Genomic DNA, 15488 nt, shown 5'->3' with positions numbered 1-15488 from the left:
TTAATACACAAGTCTTTAACTAAAAACTAGTTATCTTAATTTAAATTTTCTACAAACTCTATATAATGTAGATTCAGAATAGTATATTTAAAATATTAATTTTATAAAAAACAGTTTAGGTTCAAAGCATGTTGGGTTTAGTTCAAAAAATTATTGGTAGTCGTAATGACAGATTTATAAAAAAAATTTCGAAGATAGTAAATAAAATTAACTCCCTTGAGGTAGAGCTTGAAAAACTTTCAGATGAGCAACTAAAAGCTAAGACGATAGAGTTTAAAGAGAGATTAACTAAAGCAGAGAATTTGGATAATCTTTTACCAGAAGCTTTTGCAACTGTAAGAGAGGCAGCTAAACGTACCAAAAATATGCGACACTATGATGTGCAGCTTATAGGTGGTATTGTTTTACATATGGGTAAAGTCGCTGAGATGAGAACAGGTGAGGGTAAAACTTTAGTTGCGACACTTCCAGCGTATTTAAATGCTCTAACTGGTCAAGGTGTTCATGTAATTACAGTGAATGATTATTTGGCTAAACGTGATGCTGAATTAATGAGCGAAATTTACAATTTCTTAGGAATGTCAGTTGGTGTAATAATAGCTGATTTAAATTCTGAACAACGTAAAAAAGCTTATGCTTGTGATATTACTTATGGGACAAATAATGAGTTTGGTTTTGATTACCTTAGAGATAATATGGCTTATGAAAAAGAACACCAAGTTCAAAGAAGTCGTAATTTTGTGATTATAGATGAAGTAGATTCAATCTTAATTGATGAGGCAAGAACTCCTTTGATAATTTCAGGGGCCTCTGATGATAGTTCAGAAATGTATAATCTATTCAATAGATTAGTACCGTATTTAGAAAAGCAAGATAAAGAGAAGCTTGACGAAGGACAAGAGCAAAAAGATTTTTATGTTGATGAAAAGTCTAAAAATGCTTACTTAACTGAAAAAGGTTATGCAAAGATTGAGAATATGCTTAAGAAGGAAGGTATTTTAGAAGAAGATGATAATCTATACAGTCCTCATAATATAACCAAAATGCATTATCTAAATGCATGTCTAAGAGCACATTCTTTATATCAGCTAAATGTTGATTATATTATACGTGACCAAGAAGTGATAATTATTGATGAAAGCACTGGTAGAGCAATGCCTGGACGTAGATGGTCAGACGGTTTACATCAGGCTATAGAAGCTAAAGAAGGTGTTAAGATTAATGCGGAAAACCAGACTATGGCGTCTATTACTTTCCAAAACTTCTTTAAGCTCTATAATAAAATAGCTGGAATGACAGGTACAGCTGATACAGAAGCTTTTGAATTACATTCAATTTATGGTTTGGAAGTAATAATTATTCCTACTAACAAACCAATGATAAGAAAAGATCATCATGATGTCATACATGGCGATGTTAGAGAAAAGTTTAATGCTATTGTAGAAGATATTAAGCAAAGAATAGCAAATGGTCAGCCAGTATTAGTAGGTACAGCATCGATTGAAGCTTCAGAAGTTTTATCTACGCTACTTAAAAAGAAAAAAATTAAACATAATGTCTTAAATGCTAAACAACATGAAAAAGAAGCTGGAATTATTGCAATGGCAGGTTTCCCAGGTGCTGTAACTATCGCTACTAACATGGCAGGTCGAGGCACAGATATTATTTTAGGTGGTAATTGGGAGGTTGAGATAGCTCAATTAGAAGACCCTACCGAAGAACAAATTGCAAAAATTAAAGAAGAATGGCAGAAAAGAAATGAAGCTGTGAAAAAGGCTGGAGGCTTATGCATCATAGGTTCAGAGCGACATGATTCACGTAGGATCGATAATCAGCTTAGAGGACGTGCTGCTCGTCAGGGGGATCCTGGAGAGAGTAAATTCTATTTATCAATGGATGATAACTTATTAAGAATTTTTGCTTCACCTACAATGGCTGAGCGAGTTAAAAAAGGCTTAAAAGGTGGTGAATCGTTAGCTTTTGGTTTTATGTCAAAAGTCATATCTAAAGCACAAAGTAAAGTAGAGAGTTATCATTTTGATATTCGTAAAAATCTTCTTGAATATGATAATGTTGTAAACACTCAACGTAAAGTTATCTATGAGCAAAGACAAGCATTCTTAGATTCTGAAGATGTTAGTGATATTTTAAATGATATCCGTATGGATGTGGCTGAGCAGGTCTTCCACAATTATATTCCAGCAGGATCTATGCATGAGTTATGGGATTTGAAAGGTCTTGAAAAAGCCCTTAAATCTGATTTTATGATAAAAATAGATCTACAAAAGCTTTATCGAGAAAATGAAAACTTAGGTGAAGAAAATCTTAAGAAAATGGTTGTAGATGCTATAACGCTTGAATTTAGTGAGAAAACTAAGGACTTAGAACCGACAGTTGTTAAGCAGTTTGAGAAATTTTCTTTATTGCAATCATTAGATACACACTGGCGTGAGCATTTAAGTGCGATAGATCATTTACGTAATAGTATTAATTTACGAGGCTATGCACAAAAAGACCCTAAGAATGAGTACAAAAAAGAAGCTTTTGAATTGTTTTCTAGTATGCTTGATAACTTTAAGTATGATGTGATCAGTTCTTTGGCTAAAATTAGGATAGGAACTGAAGAAGAGACTCAAAGAGCCCAACAAGAGTGGCAGGAGTCTATGAGTGACATTAAAGCTGAGCATGAGAGTGTGATTGATAATAATCAAAAATCTTCAGAAGCACAAGATCAGCAAGAAGAGCCAAGAGTTCAACAAGTTAAAAGACAAGGACCAAAAATTAAGAGAAATGATCCTTGTCCTTGTGGTTCTGGTAAAAAATATAAACAGTGTCATGGTAAGGTTGAATAACATTTAAATAATTGTTTGTGAAACAAATATTTTTTGCTATAATTTGGTGTCTAGTTTTATAACTAGATTGATGGTAATAATAACAAAAAGTCAGAAGTTTATAATAAATTTATAAATAGTTCTGAGAAGTTTAAAATCTAATAAATGGAGTTTTATACATGTACGCGATAATTAAAAGTGGCGGTAAACAATACAAGGTAAAGCAAGGTGAAGTTGTCAAACTTGAAAAATTAGACCTTGGTATTGGTGAAACAGTTGAGTTCGATACAGTTTTGATGGGACAAACTGAAGAAGGTGAAGTTAAAGTTGGTGCTCCAGTTATAGAGGGCGCTAAAGTAGTAGCTGAGGTTGTAGAACAAGGACGTAACAAAAAAGTTAAAATCATGAAGTTCCGTCGTCGCAAGCATAGTATGAAGCAGCAAGGTCATCGCCAGTATTTCACAGCTGTGAAAGTTTCATCTATTAGTTTATAAATTTATAAAGATTATTAAGGAGTATACAAATGGCTCATAAGAAAGCTGGTGGTAGTACTAGAAATGGTAGAGATTCTAACCCTAAATATTTAGGTGTTAAAAGATATGGTGGTGAATTTGTAAAAGCAGGAACTATCATAATTCGTCAAAGAGGTACAAAAGTACATCCAGGTGTTAACGTTGGTTGTGGTAAAGATCACACTTTATTTGCATTACAAGATGGTCATGTAAAATTTCACACTGGTGGTGCTTTAAACCGTAAATTTGTTTCTATTGAAGAGTAAGTTTTAGTTTTTAACTACTTTTTTCCTAATAGCTAAGCTATTACAGCTGTATTATATAATTTCTTATAAACTAAAAATAAACTTTTGAATTTATACTAAATTTATTGCCAATGAAGTATGTTGTTAAGAGCTTTCATTGATTTTGTAGTATTTTTGTTTATAAACCCTCTGTTAAAAGAAAGAAGAGTAACAAGTAATTTATAGCTATCTTTGTCCTTTTTCATTTCTGGTTTGTAGTTACCTGCCCATGCTAATAGTTGGTTTTTTAAAGATTTGTGATTAGTTTTATACTCTTGCATTATATAATCTGCATAACTATTATCATTGTCATTAATCTTTAAATAGACAGCAATAGTATCTGCATGGCCATTTTGTAAAGCCATAAAGAGTCCAGGACCTCCATTTGAATTTTTAGCGGCTAATAATTCTTGTTTATTAACGCCATTAATATTTATTACAGCTTCGATATAACTTTTAACAGCTTCTGTATTACCTTTATACAAAACTGCATAAAATCCAGGAGCTCCATTTGAATTTTTAGCGGCTAATAATTCTTGTTTATTAACGCCATTAATATTTATTACAGCTTCGATATAACTTTTAACAGCTTCTGTATTACCGTTATACAAAGCTACATAAAGTCCAGGAACCCCTTCTGAATTTTTAGCGGCTAATAATTCTTGTTTATTAATGCCATTAATATTTATGGCAGCTTCGATATAACTTTTAACAGCTTCTGTATTACCATTATATAAAGCTGCATAAAGTCCAGGACCTCCATTTGAATTTTTAGCGGCTAATAATTCTTGTTTATTAACGCCATTAATATTTATTACAGCTTCGATATAACTTTTAACAGCTTCTGTATTACCGTTATACAAAACTGCATAAAATCCAGGAACCCCTTCTGAATTTTTAGCGGCTAATAATTCTTGTTTATTAATGCCATTAATATTTGCTATAGCTTTAATATAGTTTTCAACAGCTGCTGCATGGCCCTTTTGCAAAGCCATAAAGAGACCAGGAGCCCCATTTGGATTTTTAGCAGCTAATAATTCTTGTTTATTAATATCATTAATATTTGCTATAGCTTTAATATAGTTTTCAACAGCTTCTGCATGGCCATCTTGCAAAGCCATAAAAAGTCCAGGACCTCCGTTTGAATTTTTAGCGGCTAATAATTCTTGTTTATTAATGCCATTAATATTTGCTATAGCTTTAATATAGTTTTCAACAGCTGCTGCATGGCCCTTTTGCAAAGCCATAAAAAATCCAGGAGCTCCATTTGAATTTTTAGCAGCTAATAATTCTTGTTTATTAATGCCATTAATATTTATTACAGCTTCGATATAACTTTTAACAGCTGCTGCATGGCCCTTTTGCAAAGCCATAAAAAGTCCAGAAACCCCTGCTGGATCTTTAGCGGCTAATAATTTTTGCTTATCAGTGTTATTTATATTAACCTTTTCTATAGCTTTAATATAGTTTTCAACAGCTTCTGCATGGCCATCTTGCAAGGCTAAATGTAATAATCCAGCATCACTACTCATATTTGTATTTGACATTAAAAACTTCCAGTACTCTCCTTCTGTAAGGCCAAAAGTATTTTTTGGAACTAGGTTACCTTGAGGTTTTTCTGCTCCAAATACTAAAATAGAAATTGCATATTCTCGCTTAGGGTCATAACTTTCTTCTCTAAATAAGTGCTTCATTACATCTTGATGGAGAGAATCTAAGTTAATAGATTTCTTATATCTATCATGATCGATTAAATGATAGCCCATTTTTTTAGAGTTACCAATTGCAATAGTATGACCGCTTCTAGAAAGTGAACATGCAATCGGAGTAGAAGGATTATTATTAAGAAAATTTATAATTTCACCTATATTTTTTTTATTATAAATCCCTACATGTTTTTGAAGTAAATAAATAGAATTATCCTTTTGTTTTTTTGCATCCTTATTAGGGTCAAAATTTAATTCGCTATTATTATATTTTAGATTTGCTTTATTTTGTTGTGAATCAATAAAACTAACTTGAGATTTATTATTTAGGTTTTTGAATAATTTGACACCACGATTATAGTCTTGGTGTGTGAATGGTTTATTATCTCCATCCCAGGTATTAAAGTTTTTATTCCATACTGCCTCTTCTTCTACGCTAAGATCTTTTGGGCTTTTTAAGCCATGATATACAGTTACTCCGTCAAGCCAAGGTTTTATGTTTAATAACTTATGCTGCTCAGGGGAGGTAATGTTTTTGGCTCTGGAGACCTCAGCTTTTTCGATATGTTTGGCTAATAGTTCGATAGCAAAAAAAGCTTTTAACTTTTTTAATTCTTCTTTATTAGGTATTATTAAAGGTAGTGAAATTGAATTAATTTCATTTGCAATTTCAGCTGGTATTGTGCCTGATATAAATTCATTAATACCTTCTTTATTATAGCGAAAACTATACTTTTTATTTGTGGGGTTTATATATATAGTGTCTAATTCATGATGTTTAGGCAGTGGATTCAGATTTATAACTTGATAATTTCTTAATTTATCGTCATATCCATTAATAAACCTTAATCTATTAACATACGTATTAATATCGTTTCTAATAATAGCTTGTATTGCCATAAAAGCTATACCATAACACATTCCGCCTTCGTTGATAGTGTATCCAAGACGTTTCATTAATGGTAAAATTTTCATGTTTATAATCTGTGCATAAAAATAAAATAATTTTAATATTATACATTTTTTAAAGACAAATAAAACAGCATGCAACTCATTAGTTTAAAATTTATAAGTTTTTTAATATAAACATATTATTGTTATATTTTATATAGTTACTTTAAAATTAAGAGCTCTGATTAAGTATAAAAGTACGTTACAATATTATTTATTTAATAAACGGTATACAAAAGTTTAGCTATAGTTATAAGAATATTTAGTTACTTATTCCTTCTATTTTGAAATTTTGCAGATACAAACATACCTGCTAATACTCCAGTTATAATAATTGCTATCATAATAGTTGCTAGAGCGTTAATTTCAGGTGTAGGACCATTTTTAACAGTAGAATAAATATACATAGGTAGAGTAGGGTTATCACTTCCAGCGACAAATTCAGTTACAACTAAATCATCTATGGATAATGTAAATGTTAGTAAAGCTGAAGTAATAAGAGCAGGAAGTAATTGAGGTAGCATTATGTAGAAAAAAGTTTTAGTAGGTCCAGCACCAAGGTCTAAAGCAGCTTCTTCTAGTGAAATATCAACACTAGCTATTCTTGATTGCATAACTATAGTTACATATGCTGTACACATCGTTACATGAGCTATTACCACAGTTGTAGTTCCTCTTTCATGTGGCCAACCTATCAATTGCTGTAGTGTTGAGAACATTAAAAGTAAAGCAACACCAAGTATGATGTCAGGTAAAACTAGAGGTGTTGCTACTAGTCCATATAGAAAACTACGTGACCTAAAAAATCTAAATCTAGTCATGGCATAGGCAACTATAGTTCCTAGTATTGTAGAAATTATAGAAGTTATAGTTGCTATTTTTAAGCTAGTAAAGGTTGCATTGATGATATCCTCATCGTGGATAACTTCATGGTACCAGTCAAATGTAAACCCCCCCCATAAATTTATAATTTCAGAGTTGCTAAAAGAAAATATAATTAATATGAATAGAGGAATATATAAAAATATTAGGCCTAAAATAAGCATGATATTACTGAATGAAAGTTTTTTCATGGTTATATCCTCTTATACAAAAGTTTTTTTAGTTTGGATGCGCTGCATCCATAAAATAGGTAATACTAATATTATTATTAATACTACTGAGATAGTCGCAGCCATGCCCCAGTTGTTTGAAGTAAAAAATTCTTCCCAAATTATATTACCTATCATTAAGGAGTTCATGCCGCCCATTATCTGAGGTACTACAACCTCACCAACAGCTGGAATAAATATAAGTAAACTTCCAGCTATCAAACCAGGCATAGATAGTGGCAATGTAATTTTAAAAAATGAATTAACTGGCTTAGAGCCTAAATCTTCAGCTGCATCATAAAGAATTGGGTCTATTTTAATTAAAGTGCTGTACAAAGGTAATACCAGGAATGGTAGATAACAGTAAACCATACCTAAATACATTGAAAAATCATTATATAAAAGCGCCATACTTGGTAGACCTAAGTCCATTAAGAATTTGTTTAAAGTATGGTTTCCTAATAAGGTCACCCAAGCATAAGTTCTTAATAAAAAAGAAGTCCAATATGGTATGACAATAAGTATTAAAAATACAATTTGGGTATTTTTTTTAGCCCGTGATAAAGCTAAAGCCATTGGGTAGCCTATTAAAATACATAAAAGAGTCGTAATAAAAGCGACTTTTAATGAATTAAACAAAGAAACAAAAATTAGATTGTAATGTACTAGCTCGATATAATTTTTCAGATAAAAAGTAAAATACAAAGTTTGATCTGTATAGTTTAATAGGGCTGTAACAGGAGGAGTGCCATCCGCAGGTAATGTAAAACTAATGCCAACTACAAATAAAAAAGGTACCAGTAAAAATATAACAAACCACAGAAAAGGTATTAGATAAACTACGGTATGTCTAATATTTTGTTGTAAGTTTTGCATTATGAATATAACACCATTATATTTTGTGATTCCCAAGTAAGATATACTTCATCATCCCAAGAAGGATGGTCTGCATTTCTTTCAACGTTAAAATCAGTAGATTTTACAATCCTACCATTTTCTGTCCTGACATGATATGTAGATAATCCACCTAGGTATGCAATATCCTCAACTTTTCCTTTAATACAGTTTTCTGGTTTTTTAGGGTTGTAATCTTCAGGCTTATCTTTACTTATGAAAATTTTTTCTGGTCTTATACCAACCCAAATCTCTTGGTCTTCTATAGCTTCTATATTTCTTTGTAGTATAAAAGACGTGCCTGCCTCCTGAGAAGTTATAACACTTTTATGTCTACCAACTTTTTCAACACGGCCTTCAAATATTGTACTTTTCCCTATAAAGTTAGCTATAAATCTACTTTTTGGAAACTCATAAATTTCTGAGGGAGTGCTTACTTGTTCTAACCAACCTTCTGACATTATTCCTATTCTTGTAGACATTGTCATAGCTTCTTCTTGGTCATGAGTGACCATGATAAATGTACTACCAGTTTGTTCTTGGATATCTACTAGCTCAAACTGCATCTGATCACGTAAGTTTTTATCTAATGCTGAAAGAGGTTCATCAAGAAGAATGAGTTTTGGTCTTTTTGCCAAGCATCTTGCTAAAGCCACACGTTGACGTTGTCCACCAGATAGCTGATGTGGTTTTCTTTTTGCGAGATGTTCCATTTTAATAATTCTAAGGGCCGCATCAGTAGCTTTTTCTATATCTTCTTTTTGAAGAGCTTTCTCTTGTTTTAATCCAAACATGATATTTTGTTTTATATTCATATGAGGAAACAAAGCATATGACTGGAACATCATGTTTACAGGTCTTTTGTACGGTGGAGTATTAGACATATCTACCCCATCAATAATAATCTTGCCATCGGTAGGTTTTTCAAACCCAGCTAGCATTCTTAGTAGTGTACTTTTACCACTGCCAGAGCCACCTAGTAAGGAGAAAAATTCCTTAGGATAAACGTCTAAATTAACAGAATCAACGGCTAGATGACCGTCTTCAAATTGTTTGGAAAGGTTCTTTATAGAAACCAAAGGTTTTTTAGAGGTTTTATTCATCTTTAGAATCTATACTGCTGTTAAGTTGAGATGCTTAATGATAAGCAATTTTATGAGAGAAAAAAAGTAAATAATAATTATTATAAAGAAAACTTATGATTGATGTTTGTTATTATGAGCAATTTTGATTGCTAGATTGTGCTTTGAGCATTTATGGTTCGAACTTGCAACAGCCCCTACAGCTTGCTTGGACTACGATATAATTCTCATAGGTATTTTTCCATTTAGTCTAGCATTTACTTCCGGAAAAAGTTTTTGTTTAATTAAAGAAATAAGCCTGTTGTGGCATTTTTTATAGTTGAGGCCATAATATTCATGGGCAAACGCTTATCGCATTAAAAAGAGTATCAGCAACAGAAACAGGCAAAGAGACCTATAAGTTTTGATGGTACCATTACAGTCAATTTTAGGTGTCGTTATTCACCAGCAGTCCTCGTCACCTCATTTTTTAAAATGTCTAGAAAAATCGAATATATCTTTATACTTCATATAATTTTCCGTATGTTTATATGTATGTTGTAACTGCCCTTTTCTATAAATTGTCTTTAAATTAGTCATGTTCAATCCGTCGTTAAAGTGATCACGATTAACTACAGAACTAGATCTTTTTTTTGTTGTGTGCTTTTCTAATATGCTATCATCAAAAAATAGTTTATTATCATTGTGTATCATTCTAAAATTTTCAATTAAAAGTTTAACACGAATAAAATCAACGCTATTGGCGGCCACGCCATGCTGCATTTCATTTAACGTTTCCCTTAATACATGGTCCGTTTCATCAATGAACTGACTGCTAAAAGAAAAATCTATAATAACAACATCCTTTGTTTCTTCATTCACTATAATATTAGAGGCATTTAAATCTGCATGCATAAAAAAGTGATTTGGTGTTTTCTTTTGCATCTTACTTTCTATTAAAAGGACTCTCTTTATCTCACTTAAAATCGCATGACATATACCTGCAGTCATTCTTTTTTTAAGACAAATTTGATGAACTGTTTCACCTTCAAAAAAAGGGATTGGTATATATTTGTCTTCAATTTTTAATCTCTCCTTGATTAACGGCCCGTACTTATGGTGTTGACCATACAAATGAACCAGTTGTTGTTCGATGTTATTAGAGTAATTACATAAAATCACCTTTAATCCATATATACTATCTTCGTTGTAAATTAGACGCACATGTTTTAAAGTTTCCAAAAAATGCGGGTAAAATGAGTCAAATACAAGCTTTATATGTTTGTAATTTATAATCTCACGATGGGCTAATTTACAACATCTATTATAAAATAATATAAACATCTCAAAACTATTTAAGCTAACTTCATCAGAATCTGAGTCTAAAAGGAATGACTCTTTTTTGCCCATAGTTAATCTTATTTGGGTAAGGGATGCTTCTAAGTCTTGATACTTTGCCGCCTCAGAAAATGAAATGAACTTCATGCTTATTTTTTCATCATTCATATGGTTATTGTATACTGTTATAAAATTCTTTAGGTACACATTGTAAAAATGTGTAGTTGTTATAAAGGCAGTTTTTATATCATAAAAATGAATCAATACAGTATCTTTTTTAGAGATTTGGGTTTGTTTATTTTCTGTGTACAATTTATTCATCACATAGGTATTTGTGGGTAGTTGATTATACAGGTTCAGAATAGTGAAGTATAGAGGTGAATTTTTTCAGACAGAATTTATAATGTTTTTGACTTTCTGGTAATTAAATTACTTTTAGGGGGGCGCAATAAAAGACTGGTGAAACCATAATATTTTTATGTTTTTTTAATTGAGAATATTCCTTAATTATAATTAAGATGACAAAAAGTAGGTTGGGAAATTGCAAATTGGCTTGAATAATAGATCAAAGAAATGTTTAAATTATTTTGTACCTGAGGCACACTTTGAAACTAACAATAAATATTGAGAGTATAGTCTAGCTCTATAACCAAGTTTAACTGTATTTTATAAAAATAGTAGGGAATACTAATGCAAATTAGAAAAAAGAATGTGATTTTTGACTTTGACTCAACGTTAATAAAAAAAGAATCGTTAGAGCTTATTTTAGAGCCTATATTAAAAGAATGTCCTAATAAACTAAAAGAGATTGAGAATATAACCAACCTTGGTATGCAAGGAGAAATAAATTTTAGAGAGTCACTGGAAAAAAGACTTGCTATAGCTAGTCCAACTAAGGCAAGAATAGAGGATTTTGTGATTACACATTGCCCTAATTTACTTACATCAGGAATATTGGAGTTAATCGTAGAATTAAAACAAGCAGGTTTTAATATCTGGATATTTAGTGGGGGGCTAACTGATAGTATTATTCCCTTTGCTGAATATGTAGGTATTGCTAAGAATAATATTTTTGCTGTTGATGTGGTTTGGGGTGAAAATGGAAGCTTCTACTCTTTAGATAACACTAATGGAGCTTGTGACTCCAAACTTAGTGCTTTTGAAAAAGCTAGAAATTTATTTACTGGTGAAGTGATAGCAGTAGGGGATGGTTACACAGATTACCAACTCTATGAATCTGGGTTTGTAGATAAATTTATCGCATACGCTGAACATGTGGCTAGGGAAAATGTTACCAGTAAAGCAAAACATATTGCCAAAAGTGTACATGAGCTTAGAGACCTTTTACTCTAGTAGAGATTTATTGGTTACTATAGAATGTACAAATGAAACTACTAGTATTAATACCCCTACAGATCCGCTAAACCATTCTGGTATATGCATAAACACTTTTAGTAATAGCATAGTAGCCAAAAATCCTATAGCGTAATGAGCGCCATGCTCTACATATATGTATTTAGATAAGGTTTTTCCTTCAACAAATAAAATAGTTAATGATCTAACAAACATAGCACCAATACCTAAACCTATCATAATAACTATAATATTGGTAGAAATGGCAAAAGCCCCAACTACACCATCAAAACTAAATGAAGCATCGATAATTTCTAGATAAATAAAACCCATTAGACCATTACGAGCAACCGTTGTAGCATCAATGTTTGGGCTCCCAAAAAAGGAGTTTATTAAACCTATACTTTCATGCACAATTATACCAAGCAGGTAGGCTATAGCTATTTCTCCCTGCATACCATTATTTGTGAAATAAATTACTAGAAAGCCAATAACTACAGCAAGTAGTATATATCCGCCATTATATTGCCTGATTTTTCTTATTAAGATGTTATTTTCTAAAATGGGTAGCCAATGGTGGCCTTGGTTTTCACTAAGGAAAAAATTAAAAAAAACCATAAGTAAAAAACTACCACCAAAACTGCAAATATATGGCATAGAGTTTTCTAAAATAGCTTGGTATTGTGTAGAGTCATGCAAAGCTAGGTCAATTACCTGAACAAAGCTAACGTTGCTGGATACACTAACTAATAATATTGGAAAAACTAACCTCATACCAAATACAGCTATAGGTAAACCAATAAAAATAAAAGCTTTTTGCCAAATTTCTGGCATTTGCCCCAGTATTTTTGCATTAATAACAGCGTTATCAAAGCTTAAAGAAATTTCTAAGATTGCTAATATCGAAATCGCATAAATAATCTCAGAAGGATTATTTGGATAAGAAAATACTCCAATAGCTACACCTAAAACAGTTACAAAGAATGAGCCGTAAAAATACTTCAAAGTTTTCAAAATAATTATGTGGTTGTATTTTATAACTACTAGATTTTAACATATAATAAGATGGTAACTTATAAGTTTTTGAAAAGGATTAAGGTATGTCGGTAGCTTTGTACACTCTAATGTTTTTGGGTGTTTGCTTTTTTACATGGCGAAATTTTATGAAAAACAAAGAACTAGCAATTAGTGTTGCTGAACGATCAGCAAATAAGTATAACTTGGACTTGTTAGATGATACAGTATGCTTACGTAAAATAAATATTAAATTAAAAAATTATAAGATAGCGATATATAGGATTTATTCGTTTGATTATAATACCTTAACTTCAAGTGAGAGGTTTAGGGCTTATATAGTTCTTAGAAATGGCAAGTTAGATGATATAGTTATTTCTGAGTATGAAAAGGCTGATATTGTCAAAGAAAATATAGGTTCAGAACAAGTCTCCCCAAAGCAGGCTATAAATAATATTATAAAATTTGACGAGTAAAAATTTATTATGATTCATTTACACCAATTACCTAAGCTACAAGATAAAAGTTATAGTATGAGTCCATTTTGTATAAAGATGGAACTATACTTAAAAGTTGCTAGTTTGGCTTATCAAAACCATTTTGGCTTAGAGTTTAATAACTCTCCTACAGGTAAAATGCCATATATTGAATTCCAAGGTAAGAAATATGCAGATAGTAATCTTATAATTTCCCGATTAGAGCAAGAGAATAATTTTTCTATAGATGAACATTTAAATAGCCAGCAAAAAGCTATAGCTTTTAGTTTTATTCGATTGTGTGAAGACAGTTTATACTGGGCTGGACTTTATAGTCGCTGGGTAGATGCTGATAACAAGCAATGGAAAGTAAATTTTGTAGAGGCTTCTGGGTTACCAAAAACTATGGCAAACATTATATATCCTGTAGCAAAGAGAAATATCTTAAGGCAACTTAAATCTATTGGACTTATGGGTCTAACAAGAAACGAAATATACTCAAAAGCCCAACAAGATATTAGTGCTATAGCTAACTTTTTAGAAGCTAGGATGTATTTTTTTAATGATAAAATATCTTTGGTTGATTTAACAGTTTTCAGTTTTTTGATAACAGTAGCTGATGGTAATTGTGGCAAGAGATTACAAAATTTTGTTTACGATAAAAATATAGGAAGTTTTATAGAAAATATACAAAACAAGTATTTAGCTGCCTAAGGAGATAATATGAATGTTAATATTCTTGAGGTGAATATAAACACTTTAAGAAATAATATCCTAGCTATTAAAGAATATACAGGAACTAAATTTTGTTTACCTGTTAAAGCAAATGCTTATGGTCATGGACTAGAGATAGTTGTAAAAAATACTAAAGATATCGTAGATTTTTACGCTACTGCTTGTGCTAGTGAAGCTTTGGAAGTATATAAAAATAGTGCTGATGTACCTATATTGATCTTTGGAGCTGTTGAAGAGGAAAATATACAAGAGCTGGTAGATAAAAACGTTCGGTTTAGTATTCATGACCTAGATGATATTCAGAAGCTTGAAAGATATGCCAAGAAAGGTTCTACACAACTTAAAGCACATTTGTTTGTAAATACAGGCATGAATATGTTAGGTGTTGATTACGAGGAAGCCTTAGAAGTTATACTAAAGGTATTTGAGTCAGAGTATATATTTTTAGAGGGAGTATATAGCCACCTTGCTTGTGCTGATATAAAGGATCATTTTTTCAATAAACTACAAAGTGAAAAATTTAAAGTTATAGCTAATTATGTAAAGAATTTGGATCCAAACATTATATGCCATTTTGCTAACTCTTATGGCAGTGCGGGTCAGGAGGGTGTATTTTATGACATGGTGAGACCAGGTATTTTAAGCTATGGCTTTTTGCCAGAGTTTGAGGTTGCTGATTTCCTTAAAGTTATTAAACCCATTGCAAAACTTTACACTCAAGTTATAAAAGTTATCAAATTATCAGAAGCTTCATATGTTGGTTATTCAATAAGCTACAAAGGCAGAAGTGATGAGTTTATAGCTATATTACCTATAGGATATGGTGATGGTTTTTCTCGGCAATTTGGAGGTAAAGGGTATGTGTATATAAACCAAAAAAAATATCCAATAGTTGGTAGGGTAAATATGGATGCTTTAGCAGTGTCGTTGGGGCGAAATAATTATGATGTAAAAGTTGGTGAAAAAGTGGAGTTAATTTCTGATCTCCCAGAGAAAGAAAATAGCGTTAAAGAATTGGCTAAGTTGCTACATACAATAGAATATGTGGTAATTACAAATCTCAATCAAAGAGTGATAAGACATGAGCGTTTGTAATTATTTTACCTTTGCTTTTTCATTTTTTAATAAAAAACTGACAAATTGTATCATAGTCTGTGTTAAATAGACATCAAGTATTATAATATTTAATCTTTACTTTTTCATTTTTTAACCATAAACTGATAAGCTTAATTAGATATTGTA

Annotated in this window: 13 protein-coding genes; 7 read left to right on the top strand and 6 right to left on the bottom strand. The window is 31.3% G+C overall.

The genetic code is table 11. From position 1 onward, the window contains the following. Positions 1-128 precede the first annotated feature (128 nt). The 3 genes from secA to rpmA all read left to right on the top strand — a co-directional run bounded on the left by secA (position 129) and on the right by rpmA (position 3609). Positions 129-2852, top strand: a complete 2724-nt coding sequence (gene secA, locus E4K63_RS05315) for a preprotein translocase subunit SecA (protein WP_133940438.1) — start codon at positions 129-131, stop codon at positions 2850-2852. A gap of 158 nt (positions 2853-3010) precedes the next feature. Beyond that, positions 3011-3325 carry a 50S ribosomal protein L21 gene (gene rplU, locus E4K63_RS05310; RefSeq protein WP_133940437.1) on the top strand — a complete coding sequence of 105 codons (315 nt, stop codon included), beginning with the start codon at positions 3011-3013 and terminating at the stop codon, positions 3323-3325. 29 nt (positions 3326-3354) lie between these two features. Next, positions 3355-3609: a 50S ribosomal protein L27 gene (rpmA, locus tag E4K63_RS05305; protein WP_035719377.1), complete on the top strand. Its 255-nt coding sequence runs from the start codon at positions 3355-3357 to the stop codon at positions 3607-3609. A gap of 101 nt (positions 3610-3710) precedes the next feature. On the opposite strand, the gene E4K63_RS05300 is transcribed toward rpmA, so the two are convergent. The 5 genes from E4K63_RS05300 to E4K63_RS05280 all read right to left on the bottom strand — a co-directional run bounded on the left by E4K63_RS05300 (position 3711) and on the right by E4K63_RS05280 (position 10992). After that, positions 3711-6308 (bottom strand): ankyrin repeat domain-containing protein, encoded by a 2598-nt coding sequence (locus tag E4K63_RS05300; protein ID WP_179965693.1) that lies wholly within the window; start codon positions 6306-6308, stop codon positions 3711-3713. Positions 6309-6550: 242 nt separating this feature from the next. Beyond that, on the bottom strand, positions 6551-7357 hold the full coding sequence (locus E4K63_RS05295; protein WP_133940433.1) for an ABC transporter permease: 807 nt from the start codon (positions 7355-7357) through the stop codon (positions 6551-6553). A gap of 12 nt (positions 7358-7369) precedes the next feature. Next, positions 7370-8251 (bottom strand): ABC transporter permease, encoded by an 882-nt coding sequence (locus E4K63_RS05290; RefSeq protein ID WP_166666869.1) that lies wholly within the window; start codon positions 8249-8251, stop codon positions 7370-7372. Next, the gene (locus E4K63_RS05285; protein ID WP_133940429.1) at positions 8251-9372 is read right to left on the bottom strand and encodes an ABC transporter ATP-binding protein; all 1122 of its coding nucleotides are present in this window, start codon (positions 9370-9372) and stop codon (positions 8251-8253) included. The genes E4K63_RS05290 and E4K63_RS05285 overlap by 1 nt, the downstream gene beginning before the upstream one ends. A 441-nt stretch (positions 9373-9813) precedes the next feature. Continuing rightward, a complete protein-coding gene (locus E4K63_RS05280; RefSeq protein ID WP_179965692.1) occupies positions 9814-10992 on the bottom strand; it encodes a protein kinase family protein in 1179 nt (392 codons plus the stop codon). Between the two features lie 366 nt (positions 10993-11358). Between E4K63_RS05280 and E4K63_RS05275 the strand changes: the two genes are divergently transcribed. Further along, entirely contained in the window at positions 11359-12021 is a 663-nt protein-coding gene (locus E4K63_RS05275; protein WP_133940425.1) for an HAD-IB family phosphatase, read from the top strand. Here E4K63_RS05275 and E4K63_RS05270 read toward each other — a convergent pair. After that, a complete protein-coding gene (locus E4K63_RS05270) occupies positions 12013-13035 on the bottom strand; it encodes a DUF475 domain-containing protein (RefSeq protein ID WP_133940423.1) in 1023 nt (340 codons plus the stop codon). The genes E4K63_RS05275 and E4K63_RS05270 overlap by 9 nt on opposite strands. Before the next feature lie 86 nt (positions 13036-13121). Between E4K63_RS05270 and E4K63_RS05265 the strand changes: the two genes are divergently transcribed. The 3 genes from E4K63_RS05265 to alr are packed head-to-tail and all read left to right on the top strand — an operon-like array spanning position 13122 to position 15341. Then, positions 13122-13511: a DUF3301 domain-containing protein gene (locus E4K63_RS05265; RefSeq protein WP_133940421.1), complete on the top strand. Its 390-nt coding sequence runs from the start codon at positions 13122-13124 to the stop codon at positions 13509-13511. A 9-nt stretch (positions 13512-13520) separates the two neighbouring features. Beyond that, positions 13521-14225 (top strand): glutathione S-transferase family protein, encoded by a 705-nt coding sequence (locus E4K63_RS05260; RefSeq protein WP_133940419.1) that lies wholly within the window; start codon positions 13521-13523, stop codon positions 14223-14225. 9 nt (positions 14226-14234) lie between these two features. After that, a complete protein-coding gene (gene alr / locus E4K63_RS05255; protein WP_133940418.1) occupies positions 14235-15341 on the top strand; it encodes an alanine racemase in 1107 nt (368 codons plus the stop codon). Positions 15342-15488 lie beyond the last annotated feature (147 nt).

Source organism: Allofrancisella inopinata (assembly GCF_012222965.1).
Classification (GTDB): Bacteria; Pseudomonadota; Gammaproteobacteria; order Francisellales; family Francisellaceae; genus Francisella; species Francisella inopinata.
Note: the sequence above shows the minus strand (reverse complement) of the source record. Positions and strands in the feature narration are given on the sequence as shown.